Genomic DNA, 19,841 nt, shown 5'->3' with positions numbered 1-19,841 from the left:
GTTACTCCTTGGTTTGTTCGAGTTCTTGGGCACACCAGCCACAGGGGAACGGCTGGCCGATCTGTGCTAGCCGCTGCACGGGATCGAGCACCCAGCTGCGCGCCTGCCATGGCGGTTGGTGGCGCAGGTGCTGCGTGTGCCCGCAGGACAGGACTGCCAGCCAATGGCCGTCTTCGTCCTGACGAAAGTCAAGGATACGGGAGGCGCCGGCGCTCGGCCGTCCGTCAGCGCTCGGGTCGCTTTCGGGCGACTGCTTGGTTAAACTTGCCCGTTCTACAATCTTTCGCAAAGGTCTCGCCCCATGCTGATCGCCGCCAATAAGGCCGTCTCCATCGACTATACCCTGAGCAACGACGCCGGTGAGGTGATCGACAGCTCCGCTGGCGGCGCTCCGCTGGTCTACCTGCAAGGTGCAGGCAACATCATCGTCGGTCTGGAAAAGGCTCTGGTCGGCAAACAAGCCGGTGACGAGCTGAGCGTGGCCGTTGAGCCAGAAGAAGCCTACGGCGAGTACAGCGCCGAACTGGTCAGCACGCTGAGCCGCAGCATGTTCGAAGGCGTCGACGAGTTGGAAGTCGGCATGCAGTTCCACGCCTCCGCCCCGGACGGCAGCATGCAGATCGTCACCATCCGCGACCTCGATGGCGATGACGTGACGGTCGACGGTAACCACCCGCTGGCGGGGCAACGCCTGAACTTCCAGATCAAGATCGTTGCGGTGCGTGACGCCAGCGAAGAAGAACTCGCCCATGGTCACGTGCACGGCGAAGGTGGTCACCACCATTGATTCGGCTAAGCTGCTAAAGCGGCAGACTGAGAATACTGAGAAGGCGCCTACGGGCGCCTTTTTTGTCCGTTGTGTTTACTGGGAGTTCGTCATGAGTGCCTTTCACGACATCAATTTACGCGCCCTCGATGGCCAGGAGTTGCCGCTTTCGCCCTTCAAGGGCCAGGTGTTGCTGGTGGTTAATGTCGCCTCCAAATGCGGGATGACGCCGCAGTACGCCGGTTTGGAAAGTCTTCATCAGCACTACCGCGACCAGGGGTTCAGCGTGCTCGGCTTGCCATGCAACCAGTTCGCTAGCCAGGAGCCGGGTAGCGAAGACGAGATCCGCGAATTCTGTAGCCGCAACTATGGGGTGAGTTTTCCGCTGGGCAGCAAGCTGGAGGTCAATGGCCCTGGCCGCCATCCGTTGTATCGCTTGCTGGCGGGCGAGGGTGCCGAATTTCCCGGCGACATCACCTGGAATTTCGAGAAGTTTCTGGTGGGCCAGGATGGCCGGGTGCTGGCGCGCTTCTCGCCACGTACCACACCGGATGATCCGGCACTGGTCCAGGCGATCGAAAAAGCACTGAGCTAAACCGCGCCTGGCACAGCCGCGGGACTCGCTGTTGATCACGGCAGTCGTGCCAGCTTTGCCAGGGGTTTCAGCGCTGGCTGGCCGGGCAATCCGGGCGTTGCTCAATCAAGCGACTGCCCGGGATGCCGAGCATGCCCCGTTTCCTTACCGCTTTTGACGCTTAATCACGCACATCAATAGTGCTGGGCGGGGCGAGACGACCGGTCATATGCTTGCGCCATGAACAGCACCATGACCAGCGCCACCAACTCTAGTATCCGACTCGACAAGCGCGACCTGATCCTTGCCAAAGGCGCCCAGGTGATGACCCGCCGTGGTTATCACGGCACCGGTGTGCAGGAGATCGTCCAGGCCGCCGGGATTCCCAAGGGCTCCTTCTATCACTACTTCGCCAGCAAGGAAGACTTCGCCTTGCAGGCCCTGGAGCACCTCTATGGGCCGCGCCTGGTGCGTTATGCCGAGGCCCTGGGCAACCCGGCGCTGAGTCCGCGCGAGCGTATCGTCGGTTATTACCGCGAGTTGATGGTGCACTTCGCCCGCCAGGAAAAGCCCGAATACCACTGCTTTATCGGCAGCCTGAGTTTTGAGATGGCCGAGCTCTGCCAGCCCATCGGCACCCAGGTGGAAAGCATTCTGCAACGCTCGGTGGAGATACTTGCGCAGTGCCTGACGGCGGCCCGCGAAGCCGGCGAACTGCCGGCGGAAACCGACTGCGCGGCGCTGGCCGAATTTATCGGCAATGCCTGGGAAGGTGCGCTGATGCGCATGAAAGTCGGCGCCAGTGCGGCGCCCCTCAAGGTATTTTTGCACCAGTTGGAGCGTCTGCTGACGCCGCGCTGATTTTTCACGTTTTTTTGTATCCAGCAGCGAGACGACCGGTCGCCTGCTTATTGTTTGCCTGCGAGGAGATAGCCATGCCCGTTAAAGCCCTGTTCGAACCCTTCCACCTCGGCGCTCTGGAGCTGCCCACCCGCGTGGTCATGGCACCGATGACCCGTTCCTTCTCGCCGGGTGGCGTACCGAACTCCAAGGTGATCGAGTACTACCGTCGCCGCGCTGCCGCTGGCGTTGGCCTGATCATCACCGAGGGCACCACCGTCGGCCATAAAGCCGCCAACGGTTACCCGAACGTGCCGCGCTTCTACGGTGAAGACGCCCTGGCCGGCTGGAAGCAAGTGGTCGATGCGGTACACGCCGAAGGCGGCAAGATAGTGCCGCAGCTGTGGCACGTCGGTAACGTGCGCAAGCTGGGCACCGAACCGGATGCCAGCGTGCCTGGCTATGGCCCGAGCGAGAAGCTCAAGGACGGCGTCGAGGTCGTGCATGGCATGACCCAGCAAGACATCGCCGAGGTGATTGCGGCCTTCGCCCAGGCGGCCAAAGACGCCCAGACGATCGGCATGGACGGCGTGGAAATCCACGGCGCCCACGGCTATCTGCTCGACCAGTTCTTCTGGGCAGGCAGCAACCAGCGCAGCGACGAATACGGCGGCAGCCTGGCGAACCGCTCGCGCTTCGCCATCGAACTGATCCAGGCCGTGCGCGCCGCGGTTGGGCCGGAATTCCCGATCATTTTCCGCTTCTCGCAGTGGAAGCAGCAGGACTACAGCGCACGTCTGGTGCTGACGCCGCAAGCCCTCGGCGAATTCCTCCAGCCGCTCGCGGACGCCGGTGTGGATATCTTCCATTGCTCGACCCGGCGTTTCTGGGAGCCGGAGTTTGACGGTTCCGAGCTCAACCTCGCCGGCTGGACGCGCCAGTTGACCGGCAAGCCGACCATCACCGTGGGTAGCGTAGGGCTGGACGGCGAGTTCCTGCAGTTCATGGTCAACACCGACAAGGTCGCGCAGCCGGCGAAACTGGAGGGCCTGCTGGAGCGCCTGAACAAACAGGAGTTCGACCTGGTGGCGGTCGGCCGCGCTCTACTGGTCGACCCGGATTGGGCGGTGAAAGTCCGCGAGGGTCGCGAAGAGGACATCCTGCCCTTCAGCCGTGAAGCGCTGATGAGCCTGGTCTGAGTTAGCGGTTATTTAGTGGTGTTCCCCCGGTGCGCTGTTTAGCCAGCGCGCCACTCCTCAAGCGATCCACAAGGATGTGGGAGCAGCCCCGGCACATCGGGGCTTTTTTTCGCCTGGCGAAACCCGCAATCGGTTGGGCTGACTGCGTTCGGTTAAGGCGGCAAGCTGCGAGCATCACAACAAGCGCCGGCTCAGCGACCAAGGCTTTTACTTAGAACCTGTTCATGATCCGCGGCGCGCTTCAGCATGGCGAGCGCTGCGCAGGTGCTCCTCGAAGCGCTGGACTATGGCCTCCCAGCCCTGCCGACCGGCATGTTGGCGAGCGTTCAGGCGCACGCGGCGCAAGGTCTCGGTGTCCTCCAGCAGCCAGCAGGCGCCATCGATAAAGGCCGCATCATCCCCCGGCATGGCCAGCGCGCCGTTATGCCCATGGCGGATATGCTGGGCCGCTGCGGCCTGGTCGAACGCCACCACAGCAAGCCCGGAGGCGAGCGCTTCCAGCAGCACATTGCCGAAGGTTTCAGAGAGGCTGGGAAACAGGAACAGATCGCCGCAGGCGTAATGCGCGGCCAGCTCTTCGCCGCGTTGCACGCCGCAGAATAGGGCATTCGGTAACGCCTGCTGCAGCTCGCTGCGCTGCGGGCCGTCACCGACCAGGATCAGCTTCAGCCGCCGTTGTGGGTGGGCGGCTTGCAACGCGCTAAAGCTGCGGCCGAGCAGGCCCAGGTTCTTCTCCGCTGCGAGCCTGCCGACATGCAGCACCGCCAGATCGTCGTCCCCCAGCCCCCAGCTCGCACGGAGCTCGGTCGAGCGTTTGGCCGGGTGAAACAGTTGCCCATCGACGCCGCGCGCCAGCAGATCGACCCGCTCGAAGCTGCGCCGCTCCAGCTCCAGGCGCTGGCTGGCGCTGGGCACCAGGGTCAGCTGTGAACTGTTGTGAAACCAGCGCAGGTAATGGGTCAGCGCCCGGGTCAGCAGGCCGAGGCCGTAGTGCTCGCTGTATTGCTGAAAGTTGGTGTGAAACCCGCTGACCACCGGAATCCCGAGGCGCCGCGCGGCGCGCAGGGCGGACAGCCCCAGCGGGCCTTCGGTGGCGATATACAGCACATCCGGGCGCTGGCGTTGCCAGCGCCGCAGCAGTTTGTGCATGGACGCCTGGCCCCACTGCAAACCGGGGTAGCCGGGCAACGGCCAGCCGCGGGTCAGCAGCAGTTCGTCATCGCTGTTCTGGCCCTGGTCGGCAGCCTGTCGTGGGCGCACCAGTTGCAGGCGATGGCCACGCTCACGCAGGCCCGCACACAGGCGCCCGAGGGTATTGGCCACGCCGTTGATTTCTGGCGGGAAGGTTTCACTGATCAGCGCGATATGCAGGGGAGAGGCAGTCATGGCGCCAGTCTCGGCTGGCGCCATGTAAGCCGTGTGACGTTAGCGTTGCGCCGCCGTGACAGCGCTATCGCCGCGCTCACGCACCCAGAACAAGGTGGCGCCGGCCACAGCGGCGGGCATCATCAGGATGTTGACCCCCGGAATCAGCAGCGCCAGGTACACCGAGCCGCCGAAGCCGAGGCTCTGCCAGCGCTTCTCGCGCAGCCAGGCGAGCATCTCGTTCCAGCCGAGCTTGTGGTTGTCCGCCGGATAGTCGATGTATTGCACGCACATCATCCACACGCCGAACAGCAGCCAGAGTGGCGCGGCCAGCAGGTTGAGCACCGGGATAAACGACAGGATCAGCAGAGCGATGGCGCGCGGCAGGAAGTAGCCGAGTTTGCGCAGCTCACGGCCAAAGGTGCGCGGCACCATGGCGACCAACTCACTCCAGCGAAACGCCGGGAAGTTGTCCTCGCCACGCAGCACCACTTCGACTTTTTCCGCCAGGAAGCCGTTAAAGGGGGCGGCGATGATGTTGGCCAGCAGGGTGAAGGTGAAAAACACCATCAGCAGTACCAGCACAAAGAACAGCGGCCAGAGCAGGTAGCTGAGAAAGCTCAGCCAGTCCGGCAGATCGGGCATAAACGCCGTGATCCAGCCGTTGAACTGCTGCACGGCAAAACCGATCAAGCCGACGAAGAGGATCAGGTTGATCGCCAGCGGCAACAGTACGAACAGCCGTAAGCCAGGGCTCAGCACCAACTTCAGGCCTTCGCGCAGGTATTGCGGGCCGGACAGCACAGGGGCGGGCATGGGGGTCTCCCGAGAGTTAAAGTCGCGCCGACCTTACCGGCTTTGGGGTTGCGGGGAAAGTCTGGACGGCTGGGCTGCGGCGTCCCCTCTACATAGAGATTGCCTATGAAGTGGATTAGAAATCGGCACTTCCTCAATTGACCGGGCCTGCGTAGCCTTGCCGTCAATTCTTCCACTCGCCCTTAAATTTTTAAGCTATAGGAGTTTTTCCATGAGCGTATTGGTCAACAAACAAGCCCCGGACTTCACCTCTGCTGCGGTATTGGGTGACGGTTCCATCGTCGAGAACTTCCAGCTGTCCGCCCTGCGCGGCAAATATGTGGTGCTGTTCTTCTGGCCGCTGGACTTCACCTTCGTCTGCCCGTCGGAAATCATCGCGCACAACAACCGCATGGATAAATTCCGCGAGTTGGGCGTGGAAGTGGTCGGCGTGTCGATCGACTCGCAGTTCACCCACTACGCCTGGCGCAACACCCCGGTCGAGAAGGGCGGTATCGGCCCAGTCGAATTCACCATGGTGGCCGACGTTAAGCACGAAATCACTCGCGCCTATGGCGTCGAACACGAAGACGGCGTGGCGCTGCGTGCGACCTTCCTGCTCGACAAGAACGGCGTGGTCCAGCACCAGGTGGTGAACAACCTGCCGCTGGGTCGTGAAGTTGACGAAGTGCTGCGTCTGGTCGAGGCCTTGCAGTTCACCGAAGAGCACGGCGAAGTCTGCCCGGCCGGCTGGCGCAAAGGCCAGAAAGGCATGAAGGCCGACGCCGAAGGCGTGGCGGCTTACTTGGCCGAGAACGCCAGCGCGCTCTGAGTGTAGGGTGGGTTAGGCCAAAGGCCGTAACCCACCATTCGGCCCAGCGGGCCGAGCAATGACGATGCCGGTCGGCATCGATGCTGGGTTACGCCGCTAATGCGGCTAATCCACCCTACGATTTTTCCAGGGCCGCCGCTCCTTACCAGCCTCCCCCGAGTGCTTTGGCTGCCCTGTTTTTATTCGCACCGGCGCGCCGGTCGCTAGGAGTTTGTTATGTCTGAAGTTCGTCACTCGCGAGTGATCATCCTCGGCTCCGGCCCTGCCGGTTATTCGGCTGCGGTTTACGCGGCTCGCGCCAACCTCAAGCCGCTGCTGATCACCGGCATGCAGGCTGGCGGTCAGTTGACCACCACCACCGAAGTCGACAACTGGCCGGGCGACGTCCACGGCCTGACCGGCCCGGCGTTGATGCAGCGGATGCAAGAACACGCGGAACGCTTCGAAACCGAGATCGTGTTCGACCACATCAATGCGGTGGATCTGGCCGGCAAGCCCTTCACCCTGATCGGCGACAGCGCGACTTACAGCTGCGATGCCCTGATCATCGCCACCGGTGCCAGCGCTCGCTACCTGGGCCTGCCGTCGGAAGAAGCCTTTATGGGCAAGGGCGTTTCCGCTTGCGCGACCTGTGATGGCTTCTTCTACCGCAACCGTGAAGTAGCGGTAGTCGGCGGTGGCAACACCGCCGTGGAAGAGGCGTTGTACCTGGCCAATATCGCCAGCAAAGTCACCCTGGTGCATCGTCGTGAGACCTTCCGCGCCGAGAAGATCCTGATCGACAAGCTGCACGCCCGGGTCGCTGAAGGCAAGATCGTGCTCAAGCTGAATGCCGCGGTGGACGAGGTGCTCGGCGACAACATGGGCGTTACCGGTGTGCGTCTGAAAAACCATGATGGCAGCAGTGATGAGCTCAAGGTCGACGGCTTGTTCGTCGCCATCGGCCACACGCCGAACACCTCGCTGTTCGAAGGCCAGTTGGCGTTGCAAGACGGCTATCTGGTGGTCAACGGTGGTCGCGATGGCAACGCCACGGCGACCAGCGTGCCGGGCGTGTTTGCCGCCGGCGACGTGGCGGATCATATCTACCGTCAGGCCATCACCTCCGCTGGCGCCGGCTGCATGGCCGCGCTGGATGTGGAGCGTTATCTCGACGCGCAGTAAGTACCGCTGTAATAAAAAGCCCCGCCAAGTGCGGGGCTTCTGCTTATGGGCCGTTTTATTTATGGGCTGGCGCTCATACCCAGGTGTTCAACGTCAGCGTCCGCGAACTCATGCGCAGGTACTGATCGCTGGCTTTCATCAACAGCGCATCGCGATCGACGGTCAGTTCGCGGGGCTTTTTGCCTTCCGATTCGCAGCGGTAAAGCGTTTGCTCGGCGTGCTGGCGCAGGCACAGGTAACGTTGGGTGCGGGCCTCGACCTTGAGGGTCAGCATGTCGATATAGGCCACCTGCACTTGCTCGCTCTGCCCGGTTTCCAGGGCACAGCGTTGCAAGGCCGGCGTATGGGTAAACGGCGAGGCGGAGAGCATCACGTGCTGGCAGTCGAACAGGTCGTGGCGCAGTTCGCCGTTCTGATACCAGCGGCCACGGATATCGCGATCCAAGGTCAGGCTTTTTTGCCCGAAGTTGTCGACCTTCAGCCACAGGCGGCGAAACCGCCAGCGTGGGTCGCAGTTCAAGACGTAGGTGGCCGCAATGCTCTGGCCACGCACGCTCTGCATCAGATGGCTGCTGGCGTGTATACCGCTGTCATCCTGCTTCAGGCGCAGGTTTTCCACGCCAGGGTTGAGCCATGGTTTCCATACCAAGGTCTGCTGCATCCACGCGACTCCAAGCCAGGTAAGGGGGCAACGGAGGACGGCGCGTCAGCGTGCGGAACACCGTCCTTGGTGTTTTCCAGGGCTGCAGGATAAGTGGGTTTTTGAGATATGTCTGTCAGCCGTTGCCGACAGTTGCGCGGTTATTTGCGCATGACGGCGTGGCTTCGGCTTATCCCTTGTGCTTGAGCGGCGGCTGGGTGAAACGCACGCCGCTCAGGCCGGTTTCCATCAGCGCGCGGATATTGCCGTGGTCGGAGCCATCCGGGTCGGCCAAGACGGCACGGTAGTGTTCGCCGAAGGCCTGCAGGGTCTCTTCCAGGCTCAAGCCTTCCAGCAGCGCCAGGCCGAGGGTCTTGCAGGAGCCTTCATTCTGTCCGACGGCGTTTTCCAGCGTGCCGTTGACGAAGGCGCTGGGCTGATAGTCGTAGTGCTCGGCGATAAAGGCCAGGGTGGCGGCGAACAGGTGCTGCTCGCTGCGCAGGCTGGCGCGAAAGTCGAGGAGTGCGCTCATGACTTGTTGCCCTTATCGAAAGTCGCCTGTTGTTCGCTGCTGGCTTCCTGCTGGTATTTGCTCTTCCACTCGCTGTACGGCATGCCGTAGATCTCTTCGCGGGCCTGCTCGGCGGTGACGGCCAGGCCGATGTCGTCGGCGGCGGCCTTGTACCACTTGGACAGGCAGTTGCGGCAGAAGCCGGCGAGGTTCATCAGCTCGATGTTCTGCACATCCGGGCGTGAACGCAGGTGTTGCACCAGTTGGCGGAAGGCGGCGGCTTCGAGTTCGAGGTGTTCTTGCTCGGTCATGGCAGGGTTCTCCGAGGACGTGCGGGTGGCAGATGGGCGCGATGATAGAAGCGCTGGCCCGAAGCAGCAATGCCCGACGGCAGCGAGCTGTCGGGCGGTATGAGTGTCGGCTAAGCACCTGTTCAAGATCGTCGCGAGCGCAGGTCAGGGCCGCACCCGTTCCCTACGGGTAACGGCATTCCCCACATCCATGTGGGTCACAAGGCGCAACGCAGCGCAGCGGAGTAACAGCCGAAGGCTGGCCCGCAGGGCGAGCGTAGCGAGTCAAACAGGCGAGGAAGCGCAGTTTACGAGTGGTAAATGAGCAGTCCGAGCCTGTTTTCAACGCCGCATGGCGCGCGAAGCCCGCAGCAGATATTGAACAGGTGCTTAGCGATGCCCGGCGAGGGTGATCGACACCGACTCGGCAAAGCGCAGGGCATGCGGCTTGTCCACTTCCACTTCGGCGTAACGCACGGTCGGGTGGCTCATCACCAGGTCGAGGATTTCCTGGGTCAGGCGTTCGAGCAGGGCAAAGCGGTGGCCTTCGACGTGCTGGATGATCGCCTTGGTGATGGTGCGGTAGTTCAGCGCGTGCTCGATATCGTTGCCCTGCACGGCGTCGACCGCCGGGTAGAGGACGGTCAGGTTGATCAGCACATCCTGCTTGTTGTTGATCTCTTCCTCTTTGATCCCGATGTAGGTGCGCAGACGCAGGTCTTTGACCCGGATTCGTGCCATTCCAGGCTCCAGTCTCGGCATAACTAGTTACTCCGTCCAATCAGTTTCAGGAATTCGTGGCGGGTGCTGGAGGACTCCCGGAAAGCCCCGAGCATCACCGAGCTGTCCATCGTCGAGTTCTGTTTCTCCACCCCGCGCATCATCATGCACATATGCTGGGCCTCGATCACCACCGCCACACCGGCGGCGCCGGTGACCTCCTGGATCGCCTCGGCGATCTGCCGGGTCAGGCTCTCCTGAATCTGCAGGCGCCGCGCATACATATCGACGATCCGCGCGACTTTCGACAGGCCGAGCACCTTGCCGGTCGGGATGTAGGCCACGTGGGCCTTGCCGATGAACGGTAGCAGGTGGTGCTCGCACAGCGAATACAGCTCGACGTCTTTGACTATCACCATCTCGTCATTGTCCGAGGCGAACAGCGCGCCGTTGACTATTGCCTCCAGGTTTTGCGCATAACCCTGACACAGGTACTGCATGGCCTTGGCGGCGCGCTGTGGGGTGTCCAACAGGCCTTCACGCTCGGGGTCTTCGCCGAGACCGAGGAGGATCTGGCGATAGTGGTGAGGCAGCTGTGGGTTCATCTCAGGGGTCTCGCGGCGGACCTCATTTGAGGTGGCGGCCGCCGTTGACGGTCAGCGTGGTACCGGTGACGTAGGGGTTGTCGAGCAGATAGCGCAGGCTCTGGTAGATCACCTCGGGCCCAGGCTCGATGCCCAGGGCGGATTTGTCCAGGGTCTTGGCGCGGTACGCCGCGTCGTCGTGCTCGTTGAACAGGATCAGCGCCGGGGCGATGCCGTTGACCTTGATCCGCGGCGCGAATTTGGCCGCAAAGGACAGCGTCAGGCTCTCCAGCCCGGCTTTGCTGGCGCAGTAGGCCGGGCGATTGGCGCTGCCTCTGCGCGTCACGTCATCGCTGATGTGGACGATATCGGCCGGGCTCGAGCGTTCGAGCAATTCGGCGCACTTCAGGTTGATCAGGTAGGGCGCGAGCATGTGCACGCTGAACATCTGCTGGAAGGCGGCGGCTTCGTTGCCTGGCGTTTCCGTCAGCCACTGCGAGGCGTTATGCACAATCGCGCGCAGGCGCTGGGTGTGGCTCTTTAGCGTGTCGATAAAGGCCAGGATGCCGGCCTCGGTGGAGAAGTCCGCGGGCAGCGTCAAAGCCCCTCGTTCGCGCAGGTGCGCCACGCTCTCGCGCTCACGGCGATAGCTGAGGATTACCGCATGGCCATCATCGAGCAGGCGTTCGGCGCAGTGTTGGCCGATCCGCTGGCTGGCGCCAGTAATCAGAATGGGGGCGGAAACGCTCATGCGCGACTCGTCGGCTAAAAGTAGGCGCCAGCCCGAGCAGTAGGGGCGGCGGACAGGGCAACGTTACCGCAGTCCGCCGCTGCGCACAAAAGCTGCGGGCGTGGCGCGCTCGCGCCTAGGGTGCCGAAGGCAGCCGGGGTGCTGGCACGTGCTGGGCTTTGCGCTAGTTGCGCGGCACCTGAGGCACGGTCGGCGGGTTTTCACGGCGGCGCGGATCGCCGCGAGTCTCATAAGGCATAATGCCCGGCATTTCAGGCTGTGTGAAAGCTACTGCGCTCGGTTATACGGCGTTAAAAACAGGCTCAAAATGCTCATTTACCCCATGTAAACTGCGCTTTTTCGCCTGTTTTTGCCTTGTCTAACCTTCGCTCGCTACGTTTTCACAAAGCCTGAGTCGCAGCCAGTTTCGGGAGCTCTTGTATGAAAGTCGCCATTCTCTCCGGTTCGGTCTTCGGTACCGCCGAGGAAGTCGCCCGCCACGCCGAGCAGGTACTCAAGGCGGCGGGTTTCGACGCCTGGCATAACCCGCGGGCGAGCTTGGCCGAATTGCAGGCCTTTGCTCCCGAAGCCTTTCTGGCGGTGACCTCGACCACTGGCATGGGCGAGTTGCCCGATAATCTGCAGCCGCTCTACTACGCGATCCGCGATCAACTGCCGGGGTGGCGTGGCTTGCCCGGTGCGGTGATCGGCCTGGGCGATTCCAGCTATGGCGACACCTTCTGTGCCGGCGGCGAACAGGTCCGCGAGCTGTTTGCCGAGCTGGGTATCCATGAGGTGCAGGCCATGCTGCGGCTGGACGCCAGCGAGACGGTCAACCCGGAAACCGATGCCGAGCCTTGGCTGGCCGACTTCGCCGCCGCGTTGAAGGCCTGATGCATCCGCGCGCCGTTGAGCTGATCCGTGAGCTGCGCCCGCCTCTCGTTACATTCTTCAACGGCCTGCTCAATCTCTCTGCTGAGCTAGCTGAAGTCGCGGCGCTCTGACTCGCTCGGCCACTAAGCTGGCTGCCACGGCAACTACCGGCGGCGGCATCCCTCGCTAGACTCCTCGGCACGCCACACTAATAAATGCCGAGGTGAACCCCGTGACCACAGCCCAAGTTCTGCCCACCGCGAACATCAAGGATCAGGTCTCTGCCGCCGAGTGGCAGGCCCGTGTCGATCTCGCCGCCTGCTACCGCCTGGTGGCCTTGCACGGTTGGGATGATCTGATCTTCACCCACATCTCGGCCAAGGTGCCGGGCAGCGAAGACTTCCTGATCAACCCCTTCGGCCTGATGTTCCACGAGATCACCGCCTCCAGCCTGGTTAAGGTCGATCTCGGCGGCGTCAAGTTGATGGACAGCCCCTATGAGATCAACCCGGCCGGTTACACCATCCACAGTGCGGTGCATGAAGTCCGCCATGATGTGGCCTGCGTGCTGCACACCCATACCGCCGCCGGCATCGCCGTCTCGGCGCAGAAGCAGGGCTTGCTGCCGCTGTCGCAGCAAGCGCTGTTCGTCCTCGCCAGCCTGTCCTATCACGGTTATGAGGGGGTGGCGCTGAACCACGAGGAGAAGGCGCGCTTGCAGGCGGATCTGGGCGCAAGCAACTTCATGATCCTGCCCAACCATGGCCTGATGACCTGTTCGGGCAGCATCGCCGATGCCTTCCTGATGATGTTCACCCTGCAGCGCGCCTGTGAGGTGCAAGTCATGGCGCAGAGTGGCGGCGTCGAGCTGATCCATATTCCGCAGTCGATCCTGGCAGGCGCCAAAGCCATGGTCGCCGGGGTGATGCGCAGCGCCCAGGGCATGGGCGGGCAACTGGCCTGGCCGGCGCTGCTGCGCAAACTGGACCAACAGAACCCCGGCTACGCCGCCTGATGGCCCTGGCCGGGATGGCCTTGCACGATTGGCGGGCGCAGGGCCAGAGCTTCGACTTCCGCGGCCACGCCATCCGCTATTGGACAGCCGGGCAGGGCGAGCCGCTGCTGTTGATTCACGGTTTTCCCACCGCCAGTTGGGACTGGCACTACCTTTGGGGGCCACTAACGGCAAAGTATCGGCTGATCGCCTGCGACATGCTCGGCTTCGGCGATTCGGCCAAGCCCCGTGGGCATGCCTACAGCCTGCTGGAACAGGCGGATCTCCAGCAGGCGCTGCTGAGTCATTTGCGCATCGACGGGGCCGTGCATGTCCTGGCCCATGACTATGGCGACAGCGTCGCTCAGGAATTGCTCGCGCGCCATCACGACGGGCGCCTGCAACTGGCGTCCTGCGTCTTCCTCAATGGCGGGCTGTTTCCGGAAACCCATAGGCCGGTGCTGGTGCAGAAGTTGCTGCTCGGCCCGCTTGGGCCGTTGATCGGTCGGCTGTTCTCCCGGCGGAAGCTGGCCGCTAGTTTCGCGCAGATCTTCGGTCCCAACACCCGGCCGAGTGCCAGTGAGCTGGACGACTTCTGGCGCCTGATCGCGGCGAACGATGGCCCAGGCGTGATGCATCGGCTGATCCGCTATATACCGGAGCGCCGTGTGCAGCGTGAGCGCTGGGTTGCGGCCATGCAAAAAGGCGGCGTACCGCTGCGGGTGATCGACGGTGCGGTCGATCCGATTTCCGGCGCCCATATGGTGGCGCGTTATCGCGAGCTGATTCCGCAGCCGGATACCCTGTTGTTGGACGGTATCGGCCACTATCCGCAGACCGAGGCGCCGGAGCAGGTGCTCAAGCACTATTTGGCGTTTCGCCTGCACCTGGAGGGGAACCGATGCAACGACGGCAGCTGTTGAAACTGGGGGCCCTGGGCGCTACGGCAGCGGCGCTGGGCGCTGGCTTCTGGGCGCTGCCGCTCGGCCCGGCACCCGCCGGCCTGAGCCTGCAGGCGGCGCGCGCTGTGCTCGCGCAACTGGCCGGGCGGGCGCTGGTCAGCGTCAAAGGCTGGAGCCCGGCCGAGGTGTTCAACCACTGCGCGCAAAGCATCGACTATTCGCTGGACGGCTATCCTGAGCTGAAACCCGCCTGGTTCCGTCATAGCCTGGGTATGGCCGCCTTCAACCTGTTCGCCGCCCGCGGCGCCATGCGTCATCCGCTGGATCAGCCGATCCCCGGCGCCGCGCCACTGGTCGAGCCGGCCGGCCAGGAACAGGCCCTGCAGCGGCTGCAAGGCGCCTTCGCGCGCTTCGCCGCACACAGCGGCGCGCTGCAGCCGCACTTCGCCTATGGTGTGTTGAGCCATGAGGAATACGCCCTGGCCCATGTGCTGCATCTGTACGACCACCTCAGCCTGATTCGTCCGGCGGATCAATCGGCGTGATAAGGCCCCGGGGATAATCATCCCGCTGCCTTATCGGCCACCATTCAGCCGCGGCGGTCTTCATTGTGAGCGCCGCGCGCCTGCACGACACTCGCCCCATCGCAAACCCTGCCGTAGGAGCCGTTTATGAGTGAAGCCGTCCGCTTCGAAGACAAAGTAGTGATAGTCACCGGTGCTGGCGGTGGTCTTGGCCGCGCCCATGCGCTGTTGTTCGCCAAACATGGCGCCAAGGTGCTGGTCAACGATCTGGGCGGCAGCACCCATGGCGAGGGCGCCAGCGCCTCGGCCGCCGACCGGGTGGTTGCGGAGATTCGTGAAGCGGGCGGCACCGCGGTGGCCAACCACGACTCGGTGACCGACGGCGAAAAGATCGTGCAGCACGCGCTGGACGCCTTCGGCCGCCTCGACGTGGTGGTGAACAACGCCGGCATCCTGCGCGACAAGACCTTCCACAAGATGGAGGACGCCGACTGGGACCTGGTTTACAAGGTCCACGTCGAAGGTGCCTACAAGGTCACCCGCGCCGCCTGGCCGCACCTGCGTGAGCAGAACTACGGCCGGGTGATCTTCACCGCCTCGACCTCGGGCATCTACGGCAACTTCGGCCAGTCCAACTACGGCATGGCCAAGCTCGGCCTGTACGGTCTGACCCGCACCCTGGCCATCGAAGGCCGCAAGAATAATATCCTGGTCAACGCCATCGCCCCGACTGGCGGCACCCGCATGACCGAAGGCCTGATTCCGCAGCAAGTCTTCGAACAACTCAAGCCGGAGCTGGTCAGCCCGTTGGTGGTCTACCTCGGCAGCGAAAACTGCCAGGAAACCGCCGGCCTGTTCGAAGTGGGCGGCGGCTGGATCGGCAAGGTGCGCTGGGAGCGCAGCAATGGCGCCGGTTTCGATCCGCAAGCCGGGTTTGACGCGGAAGACGTGGCGGCCCAGTGGCAGCAGATCTGCGACTTCGAAGGCGCCAGCCATCCGGCGGACAATATCGAGGCGATGACGCAAATGCTGGCCAACCTGCAGAAATACACCGGTTGATCCGGCCAGTCTGACGGGGGAAGCGGCCAGCGCGCGGATTTCCCCGCATGCCGCGCAGTAGGGTGAAGGTCCTGGGTCTGTTGACTCAGCTTGGCCTGTTAATGCAGTGCCGGCGTTTGGCTGAGCTGGCGCAGCCTGTGCGTCAGCGCTAGGCGCTGCGCCGGGTCGTCGCTCAGCAGCAGGGCGTGCTCTAGATCGAAACGCTCGGCCTGTGGACAGTCCAGCTGCTGATAGAGCTCGGCGCGGGCCAGGTGGTCGCTGGCGGAGGGTGGCCCCAGTTCGAGCACGCGTTCGGCATCTTTCAGCGCGGCCAAATAGTCTTGAGCCTGCAGATGCAGATGCCGCAGATTGCGCGAAAGCCGCTGCAGCAGGCTGCGGGCATCGCAGTTTTGCAGGTGTCCGGCGCAAAGTTGCACCCTAGGCCCAAGCTGCTGAGCCAGCAGTTCGCGACAGTCCTGGGTATAAAGGCGGCGGCCGCCGCAGGGATCGAGCAGATGATCGGCGCCAGGAACGCGCAGTAAGAAATGCCCGGGAAAGTTCACGCCCTGCAGGGGTATCTCCAAACGCCGGGCCAGTTCGAGGGCCATCAAGGCCAGCGACAGGGGTTGGCCGCGGCGCCGTTGCAGCACGCGGTGGAGTAGGGCCGCCTGTGGCCGCAGCGGGCTTTCATGGTCCTCATGGAAACCCAGCTCATTCAGCCGGCGCAGCAGCGGTTGGGCCAGCTCATGGCTGGGCAGCACCGGCAAACCTGCAGCCACTTGCTGTTGCAAGCCGGCGATGTCACGCAGCCAGCGCTCCGGCTGCAGGGCCGGATCGTGCTCGGCAGCAATCCACAACGCCGCTTCAAAGACCGCAGGCGGCTCACGTTCGAGGCAGGCAAGGCAGGCTTGGCGCGGGGTCATCGGATTCTCCAATTCACTCTTGGTTTGTAGCGGGTCGCCTAACCTGCGTCTAGCCCTTTTATCCCGCCGCTTGCAGAAAAAACCGACGCAGCGCTGAAGGTGCGCGCTCCAATGCACGGAAGCGCTCGGTGCGCCCCGTGACTAGCCGTTATGACGGTACAAGCCTGGCCGAGCAAGCCGGCCTTATGCTGCCTGCCGCAGCCCGGCTGCGTACTTATACCTGCCCGTTCGGTCGTCGTCGGGGGTGCGACCTATACTGCTGATAATTACAGGCAATGGAGCCTCAGCATGTTTGCCATCATGGAAGCCGCCCGACTCGAGGCGCTGCACCTGGCACAGGATCCCGTCACGGGCCTCAAGGCCATTATCGCGATTCACAACACGCGCCTCGGCCCGGCCCTCGGCGGCTGCCGTTACCTGGCTTATCCCGATGAGCGCAGTGCGATTCGTGATGCCGTGCGCCTGGCCCAAGGCATGAGTTACAAAGCCGCGTTGGCCGGGCTTGCGCAAGGCGGTGGCAAGGCAGTGATCATCCGGCCGCCGAATGTGGACAATCGCGGCGCCTTGTTTGAAGCCTTCGGGCGCTTTATCGAAACCCTCAACGGCCGCTATATCACGGCGGTCGACAGCGGTACCTCGAGTGCCGACATGGACTGCATCGCCCAACACACCCGCCACGTCACCAGTACCACCAGTGCCGGTGATCCCTCACCGCATACCGCCATGGGGGTGTTCGCCGGTATTCGTGCGACGGCCCAGGCGCGCCTCGGTAGCGATGACCTGGAAGGTTTGCGCGTCGCCATCCAAGGGCTCGGCAATGTCGGCTATGCGCTCGCCGAGCAGTTGCATGCCGCCGGGGTCGAGCTATTGGTCAGCGATCTGGACCCCGGTCGGGTGCAGTTGGCGGTGGAGCAACTCGGTGCACATCCGGTGGCCAGTGAAGCGCTGCTCGGCACGCCGTGCGACATCCTCGCGCCTTGCGGCCTGGGCGGCATATTGAATGCGCAGACGGTGGGTCAGCTGCGCTGCTCGGCGGTGGCCGGGGCGGCGAATAACCAGTTGGCGAGCACCGAGATTGCCGATGAGCTGGAGGCGCGGGGGATTCTGTATGCGCCGGACTACGTGATTAACTCCGGCGGCTTGATTTATGTGGCACTCAAGCACCGCGGGGAAAGCTTGCCAGCCATTACGGCGCATCTTGCGCAAATAGACAGACGCTTAACCGAGATTTACGCCCATGCCCAGGCCGACAAACGCTCCCCCGCGCGCGTCGCCGATGCCTTGGCCGAACGCCTGCTGTATAGCGGCTGAGCCCCCACCCGGGAGCAGCCGCCGAGAGTCCCGCCGCCACAAGCGGAGGGGGAACGCCATCGCACCTACCCGGTGTGTCGAGGAGTCGTGTCATGACCCCTAACAAGATCGACCTCCCGTATACCCGCTACCTCGACCCCGATGGCCGCGCGCTCGGTACGCTGCCGGCCTGGGCCGACGACTTCAATCTGCTGACCAAGCTCTACCGGCAGATGGTGCTGACCCGTCTGTTCGACCTGAAGGCCGTCGCCCTGCAACGCACCGGCCGCATCGGCACCTACGCGCCGACCCTCGGCCAGGAGGCGATTGGTGTCGCCATCGGCAGCCTGATGCAGCCGCAAGACGTGCTGGTGCCCTATTACCGCGACACCGCCGTGCAACTGATGCGCGGCGTGCGCATGGAAGAAATCCTCCTCTACTGGGGCGGCGACGAGCGCGGTAGCGCCTTCGTCGACTCGGCGGCCGCGCAGGACTTTCCGATCTGCGTGCCGATCGCTACCCAGGCGCTGCATGCCTGCGGGGTGGCCAGCGCGTTCAAGATCCGCGGCGAACACCGGGTCGCCGTGACCACCTGCGGCGATGGGGCCACCAGCAAGGGCGATTTCCTCGAGGCGCTCAACGTCGCCGGCACCTGGCAGTTGCCGGTGGTGTTCGTGGTCAACAACAACCAATGGGCGATCTCGGTGCCACGGCGCATCCAGTGCGGCGCGCCGACCCTGGCGCAGAAAGCCCTCGGCGCCGGCTTCCACGGCGAACAGGTGGATGGCAACGACATACTCGCCGTCTACGACCGAGTTCAGGTCGCCTTGGAGCGTGCACGCCATGGCAAAGGCCCGGTGTTGATCGAATGCCTGAGCTACCGCCTCGGCGATCACACCACCGCCGATGATGCGACCCGTTACCGCCCGGCCGAAGAGGTCAAACAGGCCTGGTTGGAGGAGCCGGTCAAACGGCTGCAGGCCTTTCTCGCCGGCCTTGGGGTGTGGGATGAAGCCCGCGAGCAAGCGCTGGTCGCCGAGTGCCAGGCGCTGGTACAGAGGTCGGTGGACGCCTTCGAGTCTGCCGGCATCCAGCCGGTCGAAGCGGTGCTGGACTACGTCTACGCCAAATGGCCGGCGCCCTTGGCCGAGCAGCGCGAGTGGTTGCTGGAGCGTGCGGCCCGCCGCGAGGCGCAAAGCGCCTCGCCCTCATCCGGCGCCGCGCGCCACGTCGGAGGTGCGCGCCATGGGTGAGACAAAAGTGCCGAATGCAAAACTGACCCTGCTCGAAGCGGTCAACCTGGCCCTGCACCGCGCCATGCGCGAGGACGAAAACGTCGTCGTGTTCGGCGAAGATGTCGGCGTTAATGGCGGCGTGTTCCGTGCCACCCAGGGCCTGCGCGACAGCTTCGGCTTCAAGCGGGTGATCGACACCCCGCTGGCGGAAACCATGATCGCTGGCCTGGCCGTCGGCATGGCCGCGCAAGGCTTGAAGCCGGTGGTGGAAATCCAGTTTCTCGGCTTTATCTACGCCGCCATGGATCATCTGGTGTCCCATGCCAGCCGCCTGCGTAACCGCACCCGTGGCCGTCTGAGTTGCCCGCTGGTGCTGCGCAGCCCGATGGGCGCCGGCATCCGCGCGCCGGAGCACCACAGTGAAAGCACCGAGGCCTTGTTTGCGCATATTCCGGGGCTGCGCGTGGTGATTCCGTCCTCGCCGGCGCGGGCCTATGGCTTGCTGCTGGCGGCGATCGACGATCCCGATCCGGTGATCTTCCTCGAACCGACCCGGCTCTATCGGATGAACCCGCAAGCCCTGGTCGACGATGGCCGGCGCCTGCCGCTGGACACCTGCTTCACCCTGCGCGAAGGCAGCGACATCACCCTGATCAGTTGGGGCGCCAGCGTCCACGAAACCCTGCAAGCCGCCGCGGTATTGGCCGAGCAGGGCGTGTCCGCCGAAGTGATAGACGTCGCCTGCATCAAGCCGCTGGATCTGGATACCTTGGAGGCCTCGGTACGCAAAACCGGGCGCTGCGTGATAGTCCACGAGGCGCCGCGTTCCTGCGGGGTGGGTGCGGAGATCGCCGCTAGCCTTTACGAGCGGGTCTTTCTGGATTTGCAGGCACCGATCCAACGGGTCACCGCGCCGGATATTCCGCCACCGCTGTATCGCCTCGAGCAGCTGTATATCCCCGGCGTCGAAGACATTCTCGCGGCCTGCGACACGCTGCTGATCATCTAGGAGCGGGCCATGCCCGCGATGCTTGCGCTGGACCACAGCTACG

Annotated in this window: 24 protein-coding genes; 14 read left to right on the top strand and 10 right to left on the bottom strand. The window is 63.7% G+C overall.

The genetic code is table 11. The features are described from left to right. Position 1 precedes the first annotated feature (1 nt). Complete coding sequence (locus FFS12_RS17650; RefSeq protein WP_137888733.1) at positions 2 to 289, bottom strand: DUF3565 domain-containing protein; 288 nt, start codon at positions 287 to 289, stop codon at positions 2 to 4. A 12-nt stretch (positions 290 to 301) separates the two neighbouring features. On the opposite strand from FFS12_RS17650, the gene FFS12_RS17645 reads away from it, so the two are divergent. From FFS12_RS17645 to FFS12_RS17630, 4 genes are all read left to right on the top strand, one after another. Next, a complete protein-coding gene (locus FFS12_RS17645; protein ID WP_137888731.1) occupies positions 302 to 787 on the top strand; it encodes a peptidylprolyl isomerase in 486 nt (161 codons plus the stop codon). Between the two features lie 91 nt (positions 788 to 878). Next, entirely contained in the window at positions 879 to 1,361 is a 483-nt protein-coding gene (locus FFS12_RS17640) for a glutathione peroxidase (protein WP_137888729.1), read from the top strand. Positions 1,362 to 1,592: 231 nt separating this feature from the next. Further along, complete coding sequence (locus FFS12_RS17635) at positions 1,593 to 2,201, top strand: TetR/AcrR family transcriptional regulator (protein ID WP_137888727.1); 609 nt, start codon at positions 1,593 to 1,595, stop codon at positions 2,199 to 2,201. Positions 2,202 to 2,269: 68 nt separating this feature from the next. After that, a complete protein-coding gene (locus tag FFS12_RS17630; RefSeq protein ID WP_171011915.1) occupies positions 2,270 to 3,379 on the top strand; it encodes an NADH:flavin oxidoreductase in 1,110 nt (369 codons plus the stop codon). A gap of 222 nt (positions 3,380 to 3,601) precedes the next feature. Here the strand turns inward: FFS12_RS17630 and FFS12_RS17625 are convergent, their stop codons facing one another. Further along, positions 3,602 to 4,765 (bottom strand): glycosyltransferase family 1 protein, encoded by a 1,164-nt coding sequence (locus FFS12_RS17625; RefSeq protein WP_256657423.1) that lies wholly within the window; start codon positions 4,763 to 4,765, stop codon positions 3,602 to 3,604. Between the two features lie 39 nt (positions 4,766 to 4,804). Continuing rightward, positions 4,805 to 5,560 (bottom strand): sulfate transporter CysZ, encoded by a 756-nt coding sequence (gene cysZ / locus FFS12_RS17620; protein WP_137888721.1) that lies wholly within the window; start codon positions 5,558 to 5,560, stop codon positions 4,805 to 4,807. A gap of 211 nt (positions 5,561 to 5,771) precedes the next feature. Between cysZ and FFS12_RS17615 the strand changes: the two genes are divergently transcribed. Together FFS12_RS17615 and trxB are read left to right on the top strand one after the other, a co-directional pair. Continuing rightward, entirely contained in the window at positions 5,772 to 6,371 is a 600-nt protein-coding gene (locus FFS12_RS17615) for a peroxiredoxin (protein WP_137888719.1), read from the top strand. A gap of 216 nt (positions 6,372 to 6,587) precedes the next feature. Further along, the gene (gene trxB / locus FFS12_RS17610; protein ID WP_137818070.1) at positions 6,588 to 7,535 is read left to right on the top strand and encodes a thioredoxin-disulfide reductase; all 948 of its coding nucleotides are present in this window, start codon (positions 6,588 to 6,590) and stop codon (positions 7,533 to 7,535) included. A gap of 73 nt (positions 7,536 to 7,608) precedes the next feature. On the opposite strand, the gene FFS12_RS17605 is transcribed toward trxB, so the two are convergent. The 6 genes from FFS12_RS17605 to folM all read right to left on the bottom strand — a co-directional run bounded on the left by FFS12_RS17605 (position 7,609) and on the right by folM (position 11,031). After that, positions 7,609 to 8,196: a putative glycolipid-binding domain-containing protein gene (locus FFS12_RS17605; RefSeq protein WP_137888717.1), complete on the bottom strand. Its 588-nt coding sequence runs from the start codon at positions 8,194 to 8,196 to the stop codon at positions 7,609 to 7,611. Between the two features lie 169 nt (positions 8,197 to 8,365). Beyond that, positions 8,366 to 8,707, bottom strand: a complete 342-nt coding sequence (locus FFS12_RS17600; protein ID WP_137888715.1) for a HopJ type III effector protein — start codon at positions 8,705 to 8,707, stop codon at positions 8,366 to 8,368. Beyond that, positions 8,704 to 8,997 carry a DUF1244 domain-containing protein gene (locus FFS12_RS17595; RefSeq protein ID WP_137888713.1) on the bottom strand — a complete coding sequence of 98 codons (294 nt, stop codon included), beginning with the start codon at positions 8,995 to 8,997 and terminating at the stop codon, positions 8,704 to 8,706. The genes FFS12_RS17600 and FFS12_RS17595 overlap by 4 nt, the downstream gene beginning before the upstream one ends. A 369-nt stretch (positions 8,998 to 9,366) precedes the next feature. After that, complete coding sequence (gene folX / locus FFS12_RS17590) at positions 9,367 to 9,738, bottom strand: dihydroneopterin triphosphate 2'-epimerase (protein WP_137888711.1); 372 nt, start codon at positions 9,736 to 9,738, stop codon at positions 9,367 to 9,369. Positions 9,739 to 9,740: 2 nt separating this feature from the next. Continuing rightward, positions 9,741 to 10,301: a GTP cyclohydrolase I FolE gene (gene folE, locus FFS12_RS17585; protein WP_137888710.1), complete on the bottom strand. Its 561-nt coding sequence runs from the start codon at positions 10,299 to 10,301 to the stop codon at positions 9,741 to 9,743. A gap of 22 nt (positions 10,302 to 10,323) precedes the next feature. Further along, the gene (gene folM / locus FFS12_RS17580; protein WP_137888708.1) at positions 10,324 to 11,031 is read right to left on the bottom strand and encodes a dihydromonapterin reductase; all 708 of its coding nucleotides are present in this window, start codon (positions 11,029 to 11,031) and stop codon (positions 10,324 to 10,326) included. A 420-nt stretch (positions 11,032 to 11,451) separates the two neighbouring features. On the opposite strand from folM, the gene FFS12_RS17575 reads away from it, so the two are divergent. The 5 genes from FFS12_RS17575 (at position 11,452) to FFS12_RS17555 (ending at position 15,362) form a co-directional block, all read left to right on the top strand. Continuing rightward, a complete protein-coding gene (locus tag FFS12_RS17575) occupies positions 11,452 to 11,904 on the top strand; it encodes a flavodoxin (protein WP_137888706.1) in 453 nt (150 codons plus the stop codon). A 229-nt stretch (positions 11,905 to 12,133) separates the two neighbouring features. Next, on the top strand, positions 12,134 to 12,898 hold the full coding sequence (locus tag FFS12_RS17570) for a class II aldolase/adducin family protein (protein WP_372239481.1): 765 nt from the start codon (positions 12,134 to 12,136) through the stop codon (positions 12,896 to 12,898). Continuing rightward, a complete protein-coding gene (locus FFS12_RS17565) occupies positions 12,898 to 13,800 on the top strand; it encodes an alpha/beta fold hydrolase (protein WP_137888701.1) in 903 nt (300 codons plus the stop codon). The genes FFS12_RS17570 and FFS12_RS17565 overlap by 1 nt, the downstream gene beginning before the upstream one ends. Next, positions 13,779 to 14,324, top strand: coding sequence for a DUF1569 domain-containing protein (locus FFS12_RS17560; protein WP_137888699.1), 546 nt, complete (start codon positions 13,779 to 13,781; stop codon positions 14,322 to 14,324). Before FFS12_RS17565 ends, FFS12_RS17560 begins: the two co-directional genes overlap by 22 nt. Before the next feature lie 126 nt (positions 14,325 to 14,450). Further along, the gene (locus tag FFS12_RS17555; protein WP_137888697.1) at positions 14,451 to 15,362 is read left to right on the top strand and encodes an SDR family oxidoreductase; all 912 of its coding nucleotides are present in this window, start codon (positions 14,451 to 14,453) and stop codon (positions 15,360 to 15,362) included. 98 nt (positions 15,363 to 15,460) lie between these two features. On the opposite strand, the gene FFS12_RS17550 is transcribed toward FFS12_RS17555, so the two are convergent. Further along, a complete protein-coding gene (locus FFS12_RS17550) occupies positions 15,461 to 16,264 on the bottom strand; it encodes a SirB1 family protein (protein WP_137888695.1) in 804 nt (267 codons plus the stop codon). Positions 16,265 to 16,552: 288 nt separating this feature from the next. Between FFS12_RS17550 and FFS12_RS17545 the strand changes: the two genes are divergently transcribed. The 3 genes from FFS12_RS17545 (at position 16,553) to FFS12_RS17535 (ending at position 19,798) form a co-directional block, all read left to right on the top strand. Further along, the gene (locus FFS12_RS17545) at positions 16,553 to 17,575 is read left to right on the top strand and encodes a Glu/Leu/Phe/Val dehydrogenase (protein WP_137888693.1); all 1,023 of its coding nucleotides are present in this window, start codon (positions 16,553 to 16,555) and stop codon (positions 17,573 to 17,575) included. A gap of 92 nt (positions 17,576 to 17,667) precedes the next feature. After that, positions 17,668 to 18,807 carry a pyruvate dehydrogenase (acetyl-transferring) E1 component subunit alpha gene (gene pdhA, locus FFS12_RS17540; protein ID WP_137888690.1) on the top strand — a complete coding sequence of 380 codons (1,140 nt, stop codon included), beginning with the start codon at positions 17,668 to 17,670 and terminating at the stop codon, positions 18,805 to 18,807. Next, the gene (locus FFS12_RS17535; protein ID WP_137888688.1) at positions 18,800 to 19,798 is read left to right on the top strand and encodes an alpha-ketoacid dehydrogenase subunit beta; all 999 of its coding nucleotides are present in this window, start codon (positions 18,800 to 18,802) and stop codon (positions 19,796 to 19,798) included. Before pdhA ends, FFS12_RS17535 begins: the two co-directional genes overlap by 8 nt. Positions 19,799 to 19,841 lie beyond the last annotated feature (43 nt).

This window comes from Pseudomonas sp. 2FE (assembly GCF_005503735.1).
Taxonomy (GTDB): Bacteria; Pseudomonadota; Gammaproteobacteria; order Pseudomonadales; family Pseudomonadaceae; genus Aquipseudomonas.
This window is presented reverse-complemented; position numbering and strand designations above follow the sequence as displayed.